At 63.1% G+C, this 15,524-nt stretch carries 14 protein-coding genes and 1 pseudogene; 11 read left to right on the forward strand and 4 right to left on the reverse strand.

Annotation, left to right across the window (positions count from 1 at the left end):
• Positions 1–15 precede the first annotated feature (15 nt).
• On the forward strand, positions 16–402 hold the full coding sequence (locus tag B0G77_RS27435) for a nuclear transport factor 2 family protein (RefSeq protein ID WP_133665123.1): 387 nt from the start codon (positions 16–18) through the stop codon (positions 400–402).
• 196 nt (positions 403–598) lie between these two features.
• Here B0G77_RS27435 and B0G77_RS27440 read toward each other — a convergent pair whose 3' ends face one another.
• Positions 599–973 carry a TetR/AcrR family transcriptional regulator C-terminal domain-containing protein gene (locus B0G77_RS27440; protein WP_133665124.1) on the reverse strand — a complete coding sequence of 125 codons (375 nt, stop codon included), beginning with the start codon at positions 971–973 and terminating at the stop codon, positions 599–601.
• 600 nt (positions 974–1,573) lie between these two features.
• A pseudogene (locus B0G77_RS27450) lies at positions 1,574–2,344 on the reverse strand (IS110 family transposase); the annotation flags it as partial.
• A gap of 371 nt (positions 2,345–2,715) precedes the next feature.
• On the opposite strand from B0G77_RS27450, the gene B0G77_RS27455 reads away from it, so the two are divergent.
• Positions 2,716–3,087 (forward strand): hypothetical protein, encoded by a 372-nt coding sequence (locus B0G77_RS27455; RefSeq protein WP_133665126.1) that lies wholly within the window; start codon positions 2,716–2,718, stop codon positions 3,085–3,087.
• A gap of 768 nt (positions 3,088–3,855) precedes the next feature.
• Here B0G77_RS27455 and B0G77_RS27460 read toward each other — a convergent pair.
• Positions 3,856–4,473, reverse strand: a complete 618-nt coding sequence (locus B0G77_RS27460) for a TetR/AcrR family transcriptional regulator (RefSeq protein ID WP_133666891.1) — start codon at positions 4,471–4,473, stop codon at positions 3,856–3,858.
• A gap of 190 nt (positions 4,474–4,663) precedes the next feature.
• Here B0G77_RS27460 and B0G77_RS27465 point away from each other — a divergent pair, with 190 nt between their 5' ends.
• From B0G77_RS27465 to B0G77_RS27480, 4 genes are all read left to right on the forward strand, one after another.
• Positions 4,664–6,172 (forward strand): efflux transporter outer membrane subunit, encoded by a 1,509-nt coding sequence (locus B0G77_RS27465; RefSeq protein WP_133665127.1) that lies wholly within the window; start codon positions 4,664–4,666, stop codon positions 6,170–6,172.
• Positions 6,173–6,189: 17 nt separating this feature from the next.
• Positions 6,190–7,413, forward strand: a complete 1,224-nt coding sequence (locus tag B0G77_RS27470; protein ID WP_133665128.1) for an HlyD family secretion protein — start codon at positions 6,190–6,192, stop codon at positions 7,411–7,413.
• 12 nt (positions 7,414–7,425) lie between these two features.
• Positions 7,426–8,967 (forward strand): DHA2 family efflux MFS transporter permease subunit, encoded by a 1,542-nt coding sequence (locus tag B0G77_RS27475; RefSeq protein ID WP_133665129.1) that lies wholly within the window; start codon positions 7,426–7,428, stop codon positions 8,965–8,967.
• A gap of 111 nt (positions 8,968–9,078) precedes the next feature.
• Positions 9,079–10,155, forward strand: a complete 1,077-nt coding sequence (locus B0G77_RS27480) for an AI-2E family transporter (protein WP_133665130.1) — start codon at positions 9,079–9,081, stop codon at positions 10,153–10,155.
• A 60-nt stretch (positions 10,156–10,215) separates the two neighbouring features.
• Here the strand turns inward: B0G77_RS27480 and B0G77_RS27485 are convergent, their stop codons facing one another.
• Positions 10,216–10,839 carry a TetR/AcrR family transcriptional regulator gene (locus B0G77_RS27485; RefSeq protein ID WP_133666892.1) on the reverse strand — a complete coding sequence of 208 codons (624 nt, stop codon included), beginning with the start codon at positions 10,837–10,839 and terminating at the stop codon, positions 10,216–10,218.
• 194 nt (positions 10,840–11,033) lie between these two features.
• On the opposite strand from B0G77_RS27485, the gene B0G77_RS27490 reads away from it, so the two are divergent.
• The 5 genes from B0G77_RS27490 to B0G77_RS27510 are packed head-to-tail and all read left to right on the forward strand — an operon-like array spanning position 11,034 to position 15,519.
• A complete protein-coding gene (locus B0G77_RS27490; RefSeq protein ID WP_133665131.1) occupies positions 11,034–11,993 on the forward strand; it encodes a LysR family transcriptional regulator in 960 nt (319 codons plus the stop codon).
• Between the two features lie 7 nt (positions 11,994–12,000).
• On the forward strand, positions 12,001–12,618 hold the full coding sequence (locus B0G77_RS27495) for a paraquat-inducible protein A (RefSeq protein WP_208116505.1): 618 nt from the start codon (positions 12,001–12,003) through the stop codon (positions 12,616–12,618).
• Positions 12,615–13,238 (forward strand): paraquat-inducible protein A, encoded by a 624-nt coding sequence (locus B0G77_RS27500; RefSeq protein WP_133665132.1) that lies wholly within the window; start codon positions 12,615–12,617, stop codon positions 13,236–13,238. Before B0G77_RS27495 ends, B0G77_RS27500 begins: the two co-directional genes overlap by 4 nt.
• Positions 13,235–14,896 (forward strand): MlaD family protein, encoded by a 1,662-nt coding sequence (locus tag B0G77_RS27505; RefSeq protein WP_133665133.1) that lies wholly within the window; start codon positions 13,235–13,237, stop codon positions 14,894–14,896. Before B0G77_RS27500 ends, B0G77_RS27505 begins: the two co-directional genes overlap by 4 nt.
• Positions 14,893–15,519, forward strand: a complete 627-nt coding sequence (locus tag B0G77_RS27510; RefSeq protein WP_133665134.1) for a PqiC family protein — start codon at positions 14,893–14,895, stop codon at positions 15,517–15,519. The genes B0G77_RS27505 and B0G77_RS27510 overlap by 4 nt, the downstream gene beginning before the upstream one ends.
• Positions 15,520–15,524 lie beyond the last annotated feature (5 nt).

The following is a 15,524-nucleotide window of genomic DNA, read 5'->3' on the forward strand; positions in this document are numbered from 1 at the left end:
TTCGGGAGATTTACGATGAAAGATGCGTCCATTCAGGCCGCCGTCGAGGCGTTGGAACAACAGCGCTGCGACGCCACGGTGGCTGGAGACCTGCTCAAACTCGCGTCGCTACTCGACGACGATCTGACGTTCGTCCATTCAGCTGGCTACTTTCATGGCAAGTCGGAGTATCTGTCCTTCCTTACCGAGAAGATCAAGGTGCGTCAAATCGTGCGTCCGCAACCGCTCGCGTATAGGTTCCTGCTAGACACCGTGATCACGACGGGCCATCTCGAGCAATCCCTGGTGCGCAGGACCGATGGATCTGAGCTCAACATTCGCTCGCTCATAACTGAAATCTGGGTCAAACGCGAGGCCGGCTGGAAACTGCTGCATCTCCATTCCGGGCGCTTGCCGGATTGACGCAGATCCCTATCGTGCCGTCCATCTCGGGGTAAGCCGGTTGGTAGCCGGATGCGCGCATAACACCGGCGGTTGGTCAGCGGGCGAACCACTCCGCCGAAGGGCGGCCACCGGCGGGAGAAAAAACCTCGACATAGCGCAAACGTGCATTCCCCTACGTTCGGGGAGCATGAATTTTCAACAGGACATCAACAGCTCACTTGGCGTGCGTTTCGAAGTCCTCACTTGGCATCGTCTTGTGGGGATCAAGCAGCGCCTTCATTGTGAGATCCGAGCCGACGAGACTCATGAAGAGAACCGCGGCTCGGTCGGTGTGCCGGCATGCAATTTCGCCTTCTTCAACGCCTGCATCGAGCATCTGGGTGATCGCTTGAACGAGCTGCTCATTTTCAGCAGGATGTGCAGCACGCGCGAGATCCTCGAAGCGATCGACCTCCGCAATCAACGTCCGCAGCAGCACCAGCGTCCGCGCGGACAGCCAGACCCTAAGCATATGGACGCCCGCCTCTCGCAGCTTCGCGGTCAGGCTTCGTTTGCCGCTGCTTCCAATAGCCTCAATGCCCCGGCGCAACGCGTTCAGTTCCTCTAGACGACCGCCCTGAACATGTCGTCCTTGCTCTCGAAATAGGCGTAGATCGTCGCCTTCGAAACACCGGCTCGTGTCGCAGCGGCGTCCATCGAAGCCCGTGCGAAGCCGTTGAGCAATAGCTCGTCGCGGGCGGCATCGACGACCTGCCCGAATTTCGGCCGCGTGGGTCAACGGTCAGCGGCCGGGATGCCGATTCAATTGTCGACGGCACTGCCTGTTTGGGGTGCCCTTCTATGAGCAGGAAGTTGTCAAGGTGCATTTTCGAGCCGAGTTGCGAACCGTCGATGAATTACTCTCCCGCCTCGCCATAACAAGGCAAATCACTGCTGCAAATCAGCGCTAAGTCAGAGGTCTGAAGCCGATCGTCGCGCTCGTGAGATCCAACGTCTCACCACCTTCTATCCGCTGGCGGGTAGCCAGCCTCATCCTGTATGCGCGTTGCGCCGGAATTTTTCCGGGAGCATGCCCCATCTCAAGAATCGGTCACGTCAGTAACCCGGGCACCCCACGGGCATGTTCACTTCAAACCGTCCATACATCGTGTTTCGCATCTTCCGAAGGTGACGTTGTTACCCCCCTGACTCATGCCGACTTCAGTCGTGCCCCCTCGGGTATCACGCCATCCTTCAGGTAGCGCCACAGTGAAATGGCGAGACGTCGCGCAACGGCGACGATCGCAATGCGTCGGGAGCGGCGATTCAGTTGCGTTCCCTGAGTGCGCTGGTGGAACCACTGTGTTAGCGCACTGCCGGGTTGGTAGCGCAGCCATGACCATGCCAGCTCGGTCAACAGCGCGCGCACGCGTCGGTTGCCTTGCTTGCTGATCCCCTGATCCACCCGGCTCTCGCCGCTATCGTACGGTTGCGGTACGAGGCCAGCGCACGCACCGACCTCACGGCGGCTGTGGAATGTCCGCCAGAACAGTTCGAGCGCGAGGCGCGACGCGCCGACCGGTCCCACACCCTTCAGCCTCGACAGGTCTTCGATCCGTTTGTGTGCGGCCGCCGGCAAATTCTCGTGGCGCGTTTTCTCAAGCGCTGCAAATTGCTGTTCGACGAGTGCCAGCCGTTCGCATTCGCGTAGCAGCCGCTCACGCAGTTCTGGCGGCATCGGTGTGTCGTCGTAACACTTCACCTCGCCACGTGCGAGGCGACCGGCGAAGCCCCGATGATCCACATCGTCCCAGCATCCGAGCGTGGTCAGCAGTTTGCGCATGCGGTCGCGGTGTTGCAGCACTTCCTTCTGCAGTTGTCCGCGGTCGCGCATCATCTGGCGTGATGCTTCGTCTCGCATTGAAGGCACACGCACGACGTGCATCCGGTCCCGTTCGCCGCGCAACCATGCCCGCAGGTTGGTCAAAGGTATTCCGATATTCACGTAGCGTCTTGGCAACGGACTTCGATTGAAGCTTGCACACTTGACGGCTGATCCCGCTTGCGTAACGCCCGGCTGGATAGCGTCGAAGCAAATGTGCTGCGTGTCATTCAGATGGTACGCACGGCCCCTGCCTCCGCACACACTAAAGAACTGCGTACCGCTCCAGGGCAATCGGCCACAACCTTCCAGCGACGGCAACTATCCGTTGCCCCGGAGATGCTTGTAAGCAGACGGTAACTGACTAAACTGGCACCAACGAACTGGCAAACAGCACTCAAGGCCTCGCCAGACCGTTGCCCCCCAAACACCGCGTCTCCTGCATCCGACGCTCGATATGGAGTCTCATCATGCAAAAGTCGAAGACCTTCCTCCCCGTCCCTGTTGTCGCGTCGGTCCTGTCCTTTTCGACCGCCGCATTCGCTAACAGCGATGGTCCCCAAACGTATGAGCAAGCGGCTGCGCAAACGGTTCAGCGTCAAACGGTTCATCGTCAAACGGTCGGCTACCATGACCGCACGAGCGCCGCTACACAACATGCAATGGACTTTCAGGCGGTGTTAGCCCGCGTGGAAGCCCAACGACAGGCGTTCAACACCTACGGCGGGCTGAATAGTTCGTCCGCTTCCCGCCCGTCAGACAACGTAGCGTCGGATCGACCCGTCGACTTCAGTACCGCAACAGCGCCCTGGCGTTACAAGGCAACCCTGGCCGCGCGCTGATACGGCCTGCGGCTGCCAATCGCATCAAGATCAAGACAACCAGCTGAACAAAATTGAAATGAAAAAGGCCTTCCCCGTACTGTTCGCATTCCTTACCAGCGCATCCGTGCTTGCGCAAAGCAGTCTGCCGCAGCAATTGCCAAAACAGCAGCCAGCCTCCGCCCGGCAACCCGCCACGAAGCAGCTTTCACAGGGTGGGCCGCAGCTTCCGCACCCTCCACAGCTTCCGCAGCTTCCGAACCAGCTTCCGACACAAGCGTCGACGCAAGTCCCGACCCAGCTTCCGAAATAACCCTGTGGCTGCGCAATCCATGCAGCCATGCCCGAGAGACCGGCGATTATCGCGGCTACCCCAATTCTGTTCGTCGCGGTAGGCATGATGCGATGCATGACGGCGTTTGCCGGCGATTCATCTATGACGTCCGCAAATCGCTGGCCGTGAGACCGTGACTGGTCGAGCAATAGACTGCTCTCAACGCTTGCCCAGCAATTCGGAGGCGCTGCATCTTCGCCGGCTGCCTGCGGGTTTCGGCGGTCGCATGGACCGCCATCGGCGTGGCCCGCCGTCCTGGCATGTTTCAGAGTAGCCATCCACTGGCCGTTTCAAGGGACGATTGGCTCCGGTACGGGCTAGCAGGCTGTTACCCATGTCAGGCGTTGCAAGCGGCGGATTTCGCCGACGCTGTGCAGGCTGAACCGCCCACCTGGCGACACGGTGGCGGTTCGCCCGCCGTCTCCCGAGTTCCGCGACCCGTCCAGGCGCCCTGCCTATGCGGCGTCACCTTTGTCCGTGGGCCCGTATGCGGCCAGGAAGACATCAACCGCTCTTTGAACGACTTTGGCGATGTTGCGGGAAGTGGTGTCCGCCGGCACACCCAGCAGGCAAAGCTCCAGCAACTCCGCTTCATACAGCCCGCGCAGATGCGCGGTCGCGACGTCTGCGTTACAGCTGCGCAGCTGCCCGCCGTCAATCGCCTGCTGCAGGAAGTCAGTCACCATTTGCCAGCCGACCTTCGGCCCGCGCTCATAAAACAGGGCGCCGACGTGCGAGCGGCCGCCTTCGTGATTTGCCAGACGGCGCACCGCCAGTATCTGCGGCTTGAGCGTGGCGGCGAGATAGTGTTTGCCGAACCTCAGCAGTGTCTCGCGAATCGGCAGCGAGGTCTTCAGTAGCTCCGTCGCTACTTTGGCTTCCTCCGCGGCGGCCATCATGACGTCCGCGAACATCAGATCCTTGGACTCGAAATAGCTGTAGAGCGTGGCTTTTGATCCGCCTGCCCGCGCCGCGATCTCTGACATGGATGCCCGTTCGAACCCCACTTCGCAAAACACCTGGAACGCGGCGTCGACGATCGCCTGCCGCTTTTCTTCTGTCTTCACCCTCATTTTCAATGCCCTCCTTCTCTCTGCAAGACCGATCGACGACATGGCCGGCGGCGACGCCCGTGTCCGGCCTTCGACTTCCAATGGTGTGATCTTACCATACCTGAACTGTACAGTTTATTTCTGTTGACAGGCATGATCCGTATAACTAGACTGCCCGGTATTGTAAAAGAGCGCAAGGGAGCAGGAGATCATGCAAGAGAGCACGGACATTCGGAGTCAGGTGAAACCGGTGAGACTGGCCGCCGCATTCGCGTTCGCGATGGTGGTGAGCGCCTGCGCCCAACTGCCCGACATGCCGCAGAAGCCGGTCACGAAAGACATCAGCAGGTATGAGACGGCGCAGAGTCTTGGTGCGGACGGCGGCAAGCAGGCCGGCACCGCGTCCGCGTGGCCCACCGATCAGTGGTGGCTCGGCTACAACGATCCGCAACTGAACGCGCTGATCGGGGAAGCGCTGAAGGATGAGCCGACACTGGCGGCCGCCCAGGCGCGGCTGCATAACGCCGAGGCGTCGGCGCAGGTGGCGGGCGCGGCACTGCTACCCGAAATCAACGCGGACGGCTCGATCCAGAAAAAAAAGCAGAGCTACAACAACGGTATTCCCTCGGATTTCGTTCCCCACGGATGGCGCCCCTACGGCAGCGCCGAGCTGAATTTCAGCTACGAAATCGACTTCTGGGGCAAGAATCGCGCGGCGCTGGCCGCCGCTACGTCGGAGCTCGACGCCGCGCGCGCCGATGCGGCACAGGCTCGCATGGTTCTCTCCGCGTCGATCGCGGCAGCGTATGCCGACCTCGCGCGTCTGTTCGCCGAGCGCGACAGCGCGCAGGCGGCACTGAAGGTGCGCACGCAATCCGCACAGCTGTTCCGGGAGCGTTTCGCGAACGGCCTGGAAACGCAGGCAGGTGTGAAGCAGGCGGAGTCGAAGCAGCAAAGCGCGCAGGCCGACCTGCTCGCGCTGGATGAATCGATTGCACTCGAGCGCAACCAGATCGCCGCGCTGATGGGCGCCGGGCCCGACCGCGGCTTGCGCATCGCACCTCCGGCCGTCGATCTGACGCAGCCTGCCGGCATGCCCGCCAACCTTGGCCTCGGCCTGCTGGGCCGCCGCCCGGACGTGGTCATTGCACGCCTGCGCGTAGAGGCGGCGGCCAAGCGGATCGACGTCGCGCGAGCCGGGTTTTATCCGGACATCACGCTCGGCGCGTCGATCGGCTACCAGTCGCTTGGCCTGAACATGCTGACGAACGCGGCTTCGCTGGCCGGCAACTTCGGTCCGGCGGTCACGCTGCCCATTTTCAATGGCGGACGTTTGCGCGGCGAACTGCGCGGCGCGCGGGCGACTTACGACGAGGCGGTCGCGAACTACGACGAAACGCTGACGAAGGCGCTGCACGACGTGGCCGACGTGGCCGCAAGCAAACGCGCGCTGGCGGACCGGCTGCAAGCGACGCAAGCCGCCTACGACGACGCCGCCCAGGCGCACCAGGTCGCGCTCGATCGCTATCGCACCGGCCTTGCCGGCTACCTCGAAGTTCTGAACGCCGCCGACACGATGACTTCCGCGCAGCGCCAGCTCGCCGATATCCAGTCGCGCACCTTCTCGCTCGATGTCGCGCTCGTGCGCGCACTCGGCGGCGGCTATCAGGCCAGCACGCCCGCCGCGACCGACGCAACCCGTCTCAACAAGCAAAGCTGATTTCAAGGACTCCGATCATGTCTGAAACGCAATTCGTCAAAACCAGCGAGTCGCTGATGCCGGACTCGCCCGCTTCCGCTGCCCCCGCTGCCCCCGCTGTTCCCGCCGATACCGGCGCTGCGGCCGGCGCTCCCCCTTCGAACCGCAAGAAGCTGTTCGCGCTGCTCGGCGGCGCCATTCTCGTCGCAGGTCTCGCTTACGCAAGCTACTGGCACTTCATCGCGTCACACCGCGTATCGACCGATAACGCCTACACCGCGGCCGAAGTCGCATCGATCACGCCGGCGGTGAGCGGGATCGTCAGGAGCGTTCCGGTCGTGAATACGCAGCGGGTCCATAAAGGCGACGTATTGGTCGTCATCGATGACACCGACGCAAAGATTGCGCTCGCGCAGGCTGAGGCCGATGTGGGCCGCGCCGAACGCAAAGTCCGCGGCTATGTCGCGACGGATTCGGAGCTGAGCGCACAAGTCAGTGCGCGCGCAGCCGACCAAACCCGCATGGCCGCGCAGATCGCATCGGCCCAGGCCGACTTTGACCGCGCGGCGATCGACCTGCAGCGTCGCGAAGTGCTGACCCGCACCGGCAGCGTATCCGGCGAAGAGCTGAGCAACGCGCGTGCTGCGTTTGCCACGGCCAGGGCGGCGCTCGACGCAGCCCGCGCTGCGGCCTTGCAGGCGAAGGCAAGCCGCGACGCCGCACTCGGCTCTCTCGAAGCGAACAGGGTGCTGATTGCGGACACGACGGTCGATACCAATCCAGAAGTCCTGCTCGCACGTGCGAAGCGCGATCAGGCACGCGTCGATCTCGAGCGCACCGTGCTGCGCGCGCCGGTCGACGGTGTCGTCGCGAGCCGCCAGGTCCAGGTGGGGCAGCGCGTTCAGACCGGCGGGGCGTTGATGTCGGTGGTACCGATCGAATCCGTGTACGTCGACGCCAATTTCAAGGAGACGCAGCTCGGCAAGGTGCGCATCGGTCAGCCGGTGGAACTCGAGTCGGACCTGTACGGCAGCAAGGTCGTCTATCACGGCAAGGTCGCGGGCCTGGCGGGCGGTTCAGGTTCGGCGTTCGCGATGATTCCCGCGCAGAACGCGACCGGCAACTGGATCAAGGTCGTGCAGCGCCTGCCGGTGCGCGTCAGGATCGATCCGGCCGAGCTTCGCGCGCACCCGCTTGGCATCAGCCTTTCGATGGCCGCGACGGTCGACACGCGCAGCGGCAACGACGCGCCCGCCCACTAAGGATGCGCCACCATGTCTTCCAGTCAAGTGAATGACATCTCATTGCCGCCGCTATCCGGCCCAATGCTGATTCTCGCGGCGTTGATGATCGCCGCCGCCAACTTTGTCGCGGTGCTGGACAGCACGATCGCGAACGTGTCCGTGGCGACTATTTCCGGTGCGCTCGGCTCCTCGACGAGCCAGGGCACGTACGTGATCACGTCCTACGCGGTGGCCGAAGCGATCACCGTGCCGCTGACCGGCTGGCTTGCGAGTCGCTTCGGAACGGTGCGCGTATTCATCACGGCGCTGATCATGTTCGGAATAGGTTCGGCACTCTGCGGAATGGCGACTTCGCTCGGCACGCTGGTGCTGTTCCGTGTGTTGCAGGGGCTCGCGGGCGGCCCGCTCATGCCGCTCTCGCAGACGTTGCTACTGCGCATCTTCCCGAAAGAGAAGGCAGCCGCCGCCTTGGGGCTGTGGAGCATGACGACACTGATTGCGCCCGTGATGGGTCCTGTCTTGGGCGGCATTATCTGCGACGACTACCACTGGTCCTACATCTTCTTCATCAACGTTCCGGTCGCGTTGATCTGCGGATACTTCGGATGGCTTCTGGTCAAGCGTTACGAATCCACGCCGATACGGACGCGGATCGACGCCGTTGGTCTCGCGCTGCTGGTCATCTGGGTCTCGGCGCTGCAGATCCTGCTCGACGAGGGCAAAGACAAGGACTGGTTCAGCTCCGTAGAAATCCGCGTCTTGGCGGTGATCGCCGTGATTGGTTTCGTTGCCTTCCTGATCTGGGAGCTGACCGAGCGTAATCCGATCGTCGATCTCCGGGTGTTTCGCCATCGTGGCTTCGCCGCGAGCGTGCTCACCGTGTCGCTGGCTTTCGGCGCGTACTTCGGCGCCACCGTGCTCACGCCATTGTGGTTGCAGAACAATATGGGGTACACGGCCACGTGGGCCGGCTATGCCACGGCCACGACAGGCATCTTCGCGGTGATAGTGGCGCCAATCGCGGCCAGGCTGTCGACGAAGGTCGATCCGCGGTGGCTCGTCTTTTTCGGCGTGATGTGGCTCGGCTCGGTGACGCTTTTCCGCACCCACGCCGATTCGGCGATGAGCTTCTGGCAGGTGGCGTTGCCGCTGCTCTTGTTAGGCATCGGCCTGCCATTGTTCTTCGTGCCGGTGACGAGCCTCGGATTGAGCAGCGTCGACGAGCCCGAAACAGCTTCGGCGGCGGGACTCATGAACTTCTGCCGGACATTTGGCGGGGCGATCGCCACCTCACTCGTCAACACGGTGTGGGAGGACAAGACCAAATACAACCGCTCGGAGTTGTCGGGCCTGGTCGATCAGGCCGGCCACTACGCGGCCTCGCTGACGGGTTCGGGCTGGAGCGCACATCAGGCGCAAGCGCAGATCAGCAACATGGTTGAGTCGCAAGCTGTGATGCTCGCCACCAACCAGCTCTTCTTCAGCATCGCATGCTGCTTCGTCATCGGGGCGCTTGCGATCTGGATTGCGCCCAAACCGACGCGCGTCGCGGATACGTCACAGGCACATTGAAGGCCAACGCGGGGCGCGCGCGCCCCGCTTTCACTGACGTTGAATGACGACTCCCGATGTCCCCTCGATACCCCGCCGCTTTTTTGCCTGCTACGTGCGGGGGTCACCTGAATACGACTCCCGACCATGATCCTGTCTTCCTATCAGCGCCAGATCCTCGTGTGGGGCACCTTCGCCGGTGGCCTCGGTATCCTTCTGTGGATCTTGCGACCGGTGCTGACGCCGTTCCTGCTCGGCGCGCTCATCGCGTACATGCTGCAACCGGGCGTCGAGTGGCTCGCGCGCCAGCGTGTGCCGCGTGCAGTGGCCGTCCTGCTGATGATGCTCTTGTTCGCGCTGCTTCTGACGCTGCTGCCGCTGCTTGCGTTCGCCGCGATCCACAAGGAAGGGCCCGAGCTCGCGAAGAACCTTCCCGTCTTCATCGCCGGCCTGAACGCGTGGCTGCAACCGAAGCTGGCACTGCTGGGCATCAGCTACTCACTCGACCTGCCCGGAGTGCGCCACCTGCTGACGGGCGCCACGATCGGCAACGGCCAGACCGTCATACTCGCCGCCTGGCGGTACGTGCGTACAGGCAGCAACGTCGTGCTTCCTGTTGCAAGCAACGTCATACTGGTGCCGCTTGTCCTTTTCTATCAGCTTTACGACCGGCACCAGATATTCGCGCGGATGGAAAGCTTTGTGCCGCGGCGCTGGGTCGGCAAGGTCCGGGGACTCGTGACCGAGATGGACCACATGCTGTCGCAATACTTACGCGGCCAGTTGCTCGTGATGGGCGTGCTCGCCGTGTTCTACCCGATAGCGTTGACGCTGGCCGGCCTCGACATCGCGCTGCCCATCGGGCTCTTCACCGGCTTGGCGGTATTCATCCCCTACGTGGGTTTCGCCCTGGGACTCACCCTTGCCCTTCTTGCCGCGCTTCTGCAGTTTGGCGGCTGGTACGGCATCGGCGCAGTCGCAGCCGTGTACGGAGTTGGGCAGGTTCTCGAAAGTTCTTTTCTTGTTCCCAAACTCGTGGGTGAGCGCATCGGGCTGCACCCGCTCGCGGTGATCTTCGCTCTGCTTGCGTTTGGCCAGCTTTTTGGCCTTTTTGGCGTGCTGCTCGCGCTGCCAGTGAGTGCGATCCTTGCAGCGCTGCTGGGCGACCTGCGGCGCCGCTACGTGGCCAGTGCGCTGTACAAGGATTGACAGCCGGTTTGCCCTGGATGTCGATCTGCCGCCCGGACAATGCGGGCGGCAGCCGGACAATCAGTGCGTGGTGTGTGCGGCGTCCGTCGGCCCGTATGCGGCCATGAACACGTCGACCGCTCTCTGGACGACCTTCGCGATGTTGCGGGGGCTGGTATCGGCCGGCACGCCAAACAGGCAAAGCTCCATCAACTCCGCTTCATACAGCGTGCGCAGATGCGCTGTCGCGATGGCTGCGTTACAGCTGCGCAGCTGCGCCGTGTCAATCAATTGCTGCAGGAAGACAGCCACCGTTTGCCAGCCGAGCTTCGGCCCGCGCTCATAGAACAGAGCGCCCACATTCGACCGGCCGCCTTCGCGATGCGCGAGACGGCGTATCGCGAGCAGTTGCGGTTTCAGCACCGCAACCAGATAGTGCGTGCCGAAGCTCACCAGTGCATCGCGAACCGGCGCGGAGGTCTTGAGCAGTTCGAACCCCGCCCGGACTTCCTCCTGCGCAGCGGCGGTCATGAACTCAGTGAACATCTCTTCCTTCGACTCGAAATAGCTGTAGAGCGTGGCTTTCGACCCTCCTGCCCGTGCCGCGATCTCGGACATCGACGCGTGCTCGAACCCCACCTCACTGAACACCTCAAACGCGGCGTCAACAATCGCCTGCCGCTTTGCTTCCGTCTTCCCCCTCATCTCGGGTTCTCCTTTTGTTTCGCGATCGATCGACGACGCCGCCGGCGGCAACGCACCTGACTGATCTTCCATTTCCAGTTTGGACTCTATCATAACTAAACTGTTTGGTTTATTTACGTTGACAGCAACAATGCGTTTCCATATACTGTACGGTATGGTTTTGAATTTAGATTCACTTTGGATTGCGAACACTTATGGACCATCTCGAAACGCTGCGAACCTTTTGTACCGTCGTCGAAATGCAGAGCTTCACGCACGCCGCGCATGCATTGGGCATCTCAAAGACAGTCGTCTCGCGCGCGATATCGGGGCTCGAAACCAGGCTCGGCGTGCGTCTTTTTCAGCGCACGACCCGACACCTCGCACTCACTGAATCCGGGGAGGAGTTTTACGGCGGCTGCTCGCGCGTGGTTGCTGAACTGGACGTGCTCGAGGCCGGTGCCGGGGAGCGCGCACGGGAGCCTGCGGGGGTACTGCGGCTCGTCGCCCACACCACTGCGGCGCTGATAGAGCTGCCACCGCTGATCGCTGGGTTCCGTGCCCGGTATCCAGCCGTGCAGCTCGAATTGACGCTGGCGGAACGGCCAGTCGATCTGATCAAGGAAGCCTTTGATCTCGGCATCGTGCTGCCGTTCATGCTGACCAGCGAGCTCACGATCACCCGTTCGTTGTGCCGCCTGCCCCTCGCCGTGGTGGGCTCCCCCAGCTATCTGCAGGGGCGCAAGCTGCCGCAAAGGCCCAACGATCTCGCCGCATTCCGCTTCGTCACAATCCTTGCCTCGATCAGCGAACCACAACTGCGGTTCCGGCGCGGTGGCGAACAGATTGCCGTGCCACTCGAACACGACGTGTCGACCAACAACGCCGCGTTGAACAAGGAACTGGTGATGAGCGGTGCTGGTCTCGGCGTGTTGCCGCTGACGATGGTCGGCAAGGAGCTGGACGATGGCCGGCTGGTACAGCTGCTGCCCGACTTCGAACTCATGAGCGGGGACGCCGAACTCAGGCTCGCATATCGCGACAGGAGCCTGATGACGGCGAAGGTCCGGGCGTTCATCGACTATGCGACGTCGTACTTCGATGCGCGCGCTGCTCAGGTGGGCCACGCGCAGCGGCCGAAGACGGTGGCCACCGGCAGTGACAGGTCGTCCTGATTGTTAGATGCTCATGCAAACCTTCCCTACTCTCGTCGTCTGCGAGCACTGTGACAGCGTGTACCGCCGCCGCGCGCTGGCCACGCGCGAGGTGGCGCGCTGCGGGCAATGTTCGGCCGTCCTGTATCGCGCGAGCCAGCTCGATGTCGATCGGTGGCTCGCGCTAACCGTTGCCGCAGCCATCGTCTTCGTGATCGCCAACGTCTGCCCGGTGATCCGGGTCTCCCTGCAGGGCCTGCACAGCGAGACGACGCTCTGGCAGTCCGCGGCAGCGCTGGCGCACGGCGCAGTTGCACCGATTGCGCTCGCCACTGCGATGATGATCGTCGTGGTGCCGCTTCTCCAGATCGCGCTGCTCGGCTGGGTGCTGGCATTTGCCCGCGTCGCACGCCGGGCGCCGGGTTTCGCATGGAGCATGAGGCTGCTTGCGATGCTGCGCCCATGGAGCATCGTCGAGGTCGGCGTACTTGGCATGCTCGTAGCCGTCATCAAACTTTCCAGCTTCGTGCAGGTGGCAGCTGGTCCCGGCATCTGGGCCACGGCAACGCTGATGGTGCTGATCCCAACGATCGCCAGTCGCGATGTCCACTTGCTGTGGGAATGGACCGACGCGGAGGCAGCATGAAGCCACCTCCTCGCGCGGGACAGCTAGGCCTGATTGCCTGCCATGGATGCGGACTGGTTTGCGCGCATATGCCGCGCGTGGACGGACACGCCCAATGCCCGCGCTGCAAACGAGCCCTGCATCGGCGGCGCCCGGACAGCATCGCACGGTCGTGGGCGTTCCTGATCGCTTCCCTGATTTTCTACATCCCCGCCAATGTGCTGCCAGTAATGCACACGAGCCTTCTTGGACACGGCAGCGACAGCACGATTCTCTACGGCGTCGTGGAGTTCTGGAAAGCAGGGTCCTGGGGAATTGCGTCGGTGATCTTTATCGCAAGCGTAGTCGTGCCGTGCGCCAAGTTCCTGATCCTCAGCATGCTGCTCGCGACCACGCAACGTCGCAGTCGCTGGGCAATGAGCGAGCGTGCCCGTTTGTACCGGCTCGTCGAAGCGGTCGGCTACTGGTCGATGCTCGACGTGATGGTGGTGGCAATAGTCTGTGCGTTGGTCAGCTTCCATGCGCTGTCCGACAGCGAGCCGCGCATCGGCATTCTCTTTTTCGGCCTTGTGGTGATTCTCACCATGCTCTGCGCCATGAACTTCGATCCCCGACTCATCTGGGACGCTGAGGAAACATGAATCCTGTATCAAACAAGCCGCTACCCGAACCGCAAGATCCTGTCGTCACCTACGGCCGCTGGCGGGTATCGCTCGTCTGGCTCGTACCTCTCATGGCCGCGCTGATCGGGCTGTCGATGGTGATCCACGCGTGGCTCTCGGCCGGCCCGGAAATCGCCATCTCGTTCAAGACCGCTGCGGGGCTGGAGGCCGGCAAGACCCCTGTCAAATACAAGGACGTGACGGTCGGAACCGTATCTACGGTCGCGCTCAGCGACGATGGCTCACACGTGGTCGCCTCTGTTTCGCTTGCCAAAAGCGCGCGGAGCCTGGCGCGCGCGGACAGCCGCTTCTGGGTCGTCCGGCCTCGTTTGGGCATGACCGGTGTCTCGGGTATGGACACGCTGCTGTCCGGCGCCTATATCGGCGTGGACACCGGCACTTCGGAGGCCGCGCGCACAGCGTTCACGGGGCTGGAGGCGCCTCCCGCCGTCATCAGTGGGACGCCGGGAACGAGTTTCACGATTCATGCGGACGACCTCGGTTCGCTCGACATCGGCTCGCCCGTTTACTACCGGCGCATTCAGGTCGGCCGCGTCGCGTCGTACGGGCTCGACGCCGATGGCCACGGCATCAGCGAACAGATCTTCATCGATTCACCCTATGACCGATTTGTCACGGCGGATACCCGCTTCTGGAATGCGAGCGGGGTCGACCTCTCGCTGGGTGCCGACGGTTTCAAGCTCAAGACGCAATCCGTGGCCGCGATCGTTGGCGGCGGAATTGCGTTCGCCACGCCCGTCGGCAGCACGACCGCCAGCCCAGACGGCAGCCGGTTCAATCTGGCGAAAGATGAACAGACGGCGATGGCACCGCCAGACGGTCCGGCCCAGTACATCGAGTTGCGCTTCGCACAGTCGCTGCGCGGCCTGTCTATGGGTGCTCCCGTGGTGTTTTCGGGAATCAACTTCGGGCGGGTGGTTTCCATGAAACTCGATTACGACCCGGCCACGCAGCGTTTCCCGATGATCGTCGGCATCGAGGTCTATCCGCAGCGGCTTGGACCGGTGCTCGACAAGCTGCCCAGGATAAATGGCGATATCGAAAAGGTAGCGCAATTCCTGTCCACCATGGTCGCGCATGGTCTGCGCGGACAGGCGCGCTCCGGCAATCTGCTGACCGGACAGCTCTATATTTCGCTCGACTTCGTACCCAACGCCCCGAAGGTCTCATACGACGCCGATGCGCGACCGCTTACGCTGCCGACCGCGAGCGGCGGCTTCGACCAGTTGCAGGAGCAGGTGGCGAGCATCGTCGGCAAGATTGACAAAATGCCGCTCGACTCGATCGCACGCCATCTCGACACGGGTCTGGCGGACCTGGACAGCACCCTGAAGCAGATCAACGGCCAGGTGCTGCCGGCGACCACGCAAACCCTGCAGCAGGCTCGCCAGACCTTCGGCGCCGCGCAGGGCATGCTGGCCGAAGACGGGCCGCTCCAGGAAAATCTGGGCCAGACGCTGCAGGAAGTGCAGCGCACTGCCCGCTCGCTGCGCACGCTCACTGATCTGGTCGGCCGACATCCGGAAGCGCTGCTGCGCGGCCGTACAGCGGATCAGTCAGCCGTGGCCCCGGTCACCGCGGCCAGTCCCTCTGCTTCACAGGAGTCCAAACAATGAGTTTTTCAGCCCACGCCAGCCTGCGCGCAGTCACGCTCACCGTCGCGCTGGCCCTGAGCGCCTGCGCGTCGGCGCCGGTGCACTACTACACGCTGGTTTCCCCGGCAGCACAGCCCGCTTCGGCCCAGCCAGCCGCGCCGTTCGCGATCGACGTGCTGCCAGTGGGCGTTCCCGCCGAGCTCGACCAGCAGGCGATGGTCATACGGCAGGGCGACAGCGGCGTTGCCGTGCTCGACGGCGAACGCTGGGCCGCACCGCTGGGCGATCAACTGCGCGCCGCGCTATCCACCCAGCTGGTGCGGCGCCTGGGCACCCAGGACGTGGCCGGTCTCACCCGGCCGATCAATCAACCGGTGCTGGGCATCAGGCTGCAGATCCGGCGCCTCGACGCCTGGCCGGGGCACGCGGTGCAGCTCGAGGCTGACTGGAGCCTCGGTTTCGCGCAAGACCCCAACGGTGTCCGCCTGACCTGCCATACGCAGCTGCAGGAGGCGGCGCCGGGTGGTTACGCGGACCTGGTGCGCGCGCAGCAACTCGCCATTGCGAGCCTGGCCGGCCGCATCGCGGACGATGCGCGAGGCTGGGCGCAGTCGCGCCAGCATGGCTGCACGCCACAGGCCTGAGTCAT

Origin of the sequence: Paraburkholderia sp. BL10I2N1, assembly GCF_004361815.1 — a bacterium.
Lineage (GTDB): Bacteria > Pseudomonadota > Gammaproteobacteria > Burkholderiales > Burkholderiaceae > Paraburkholderia.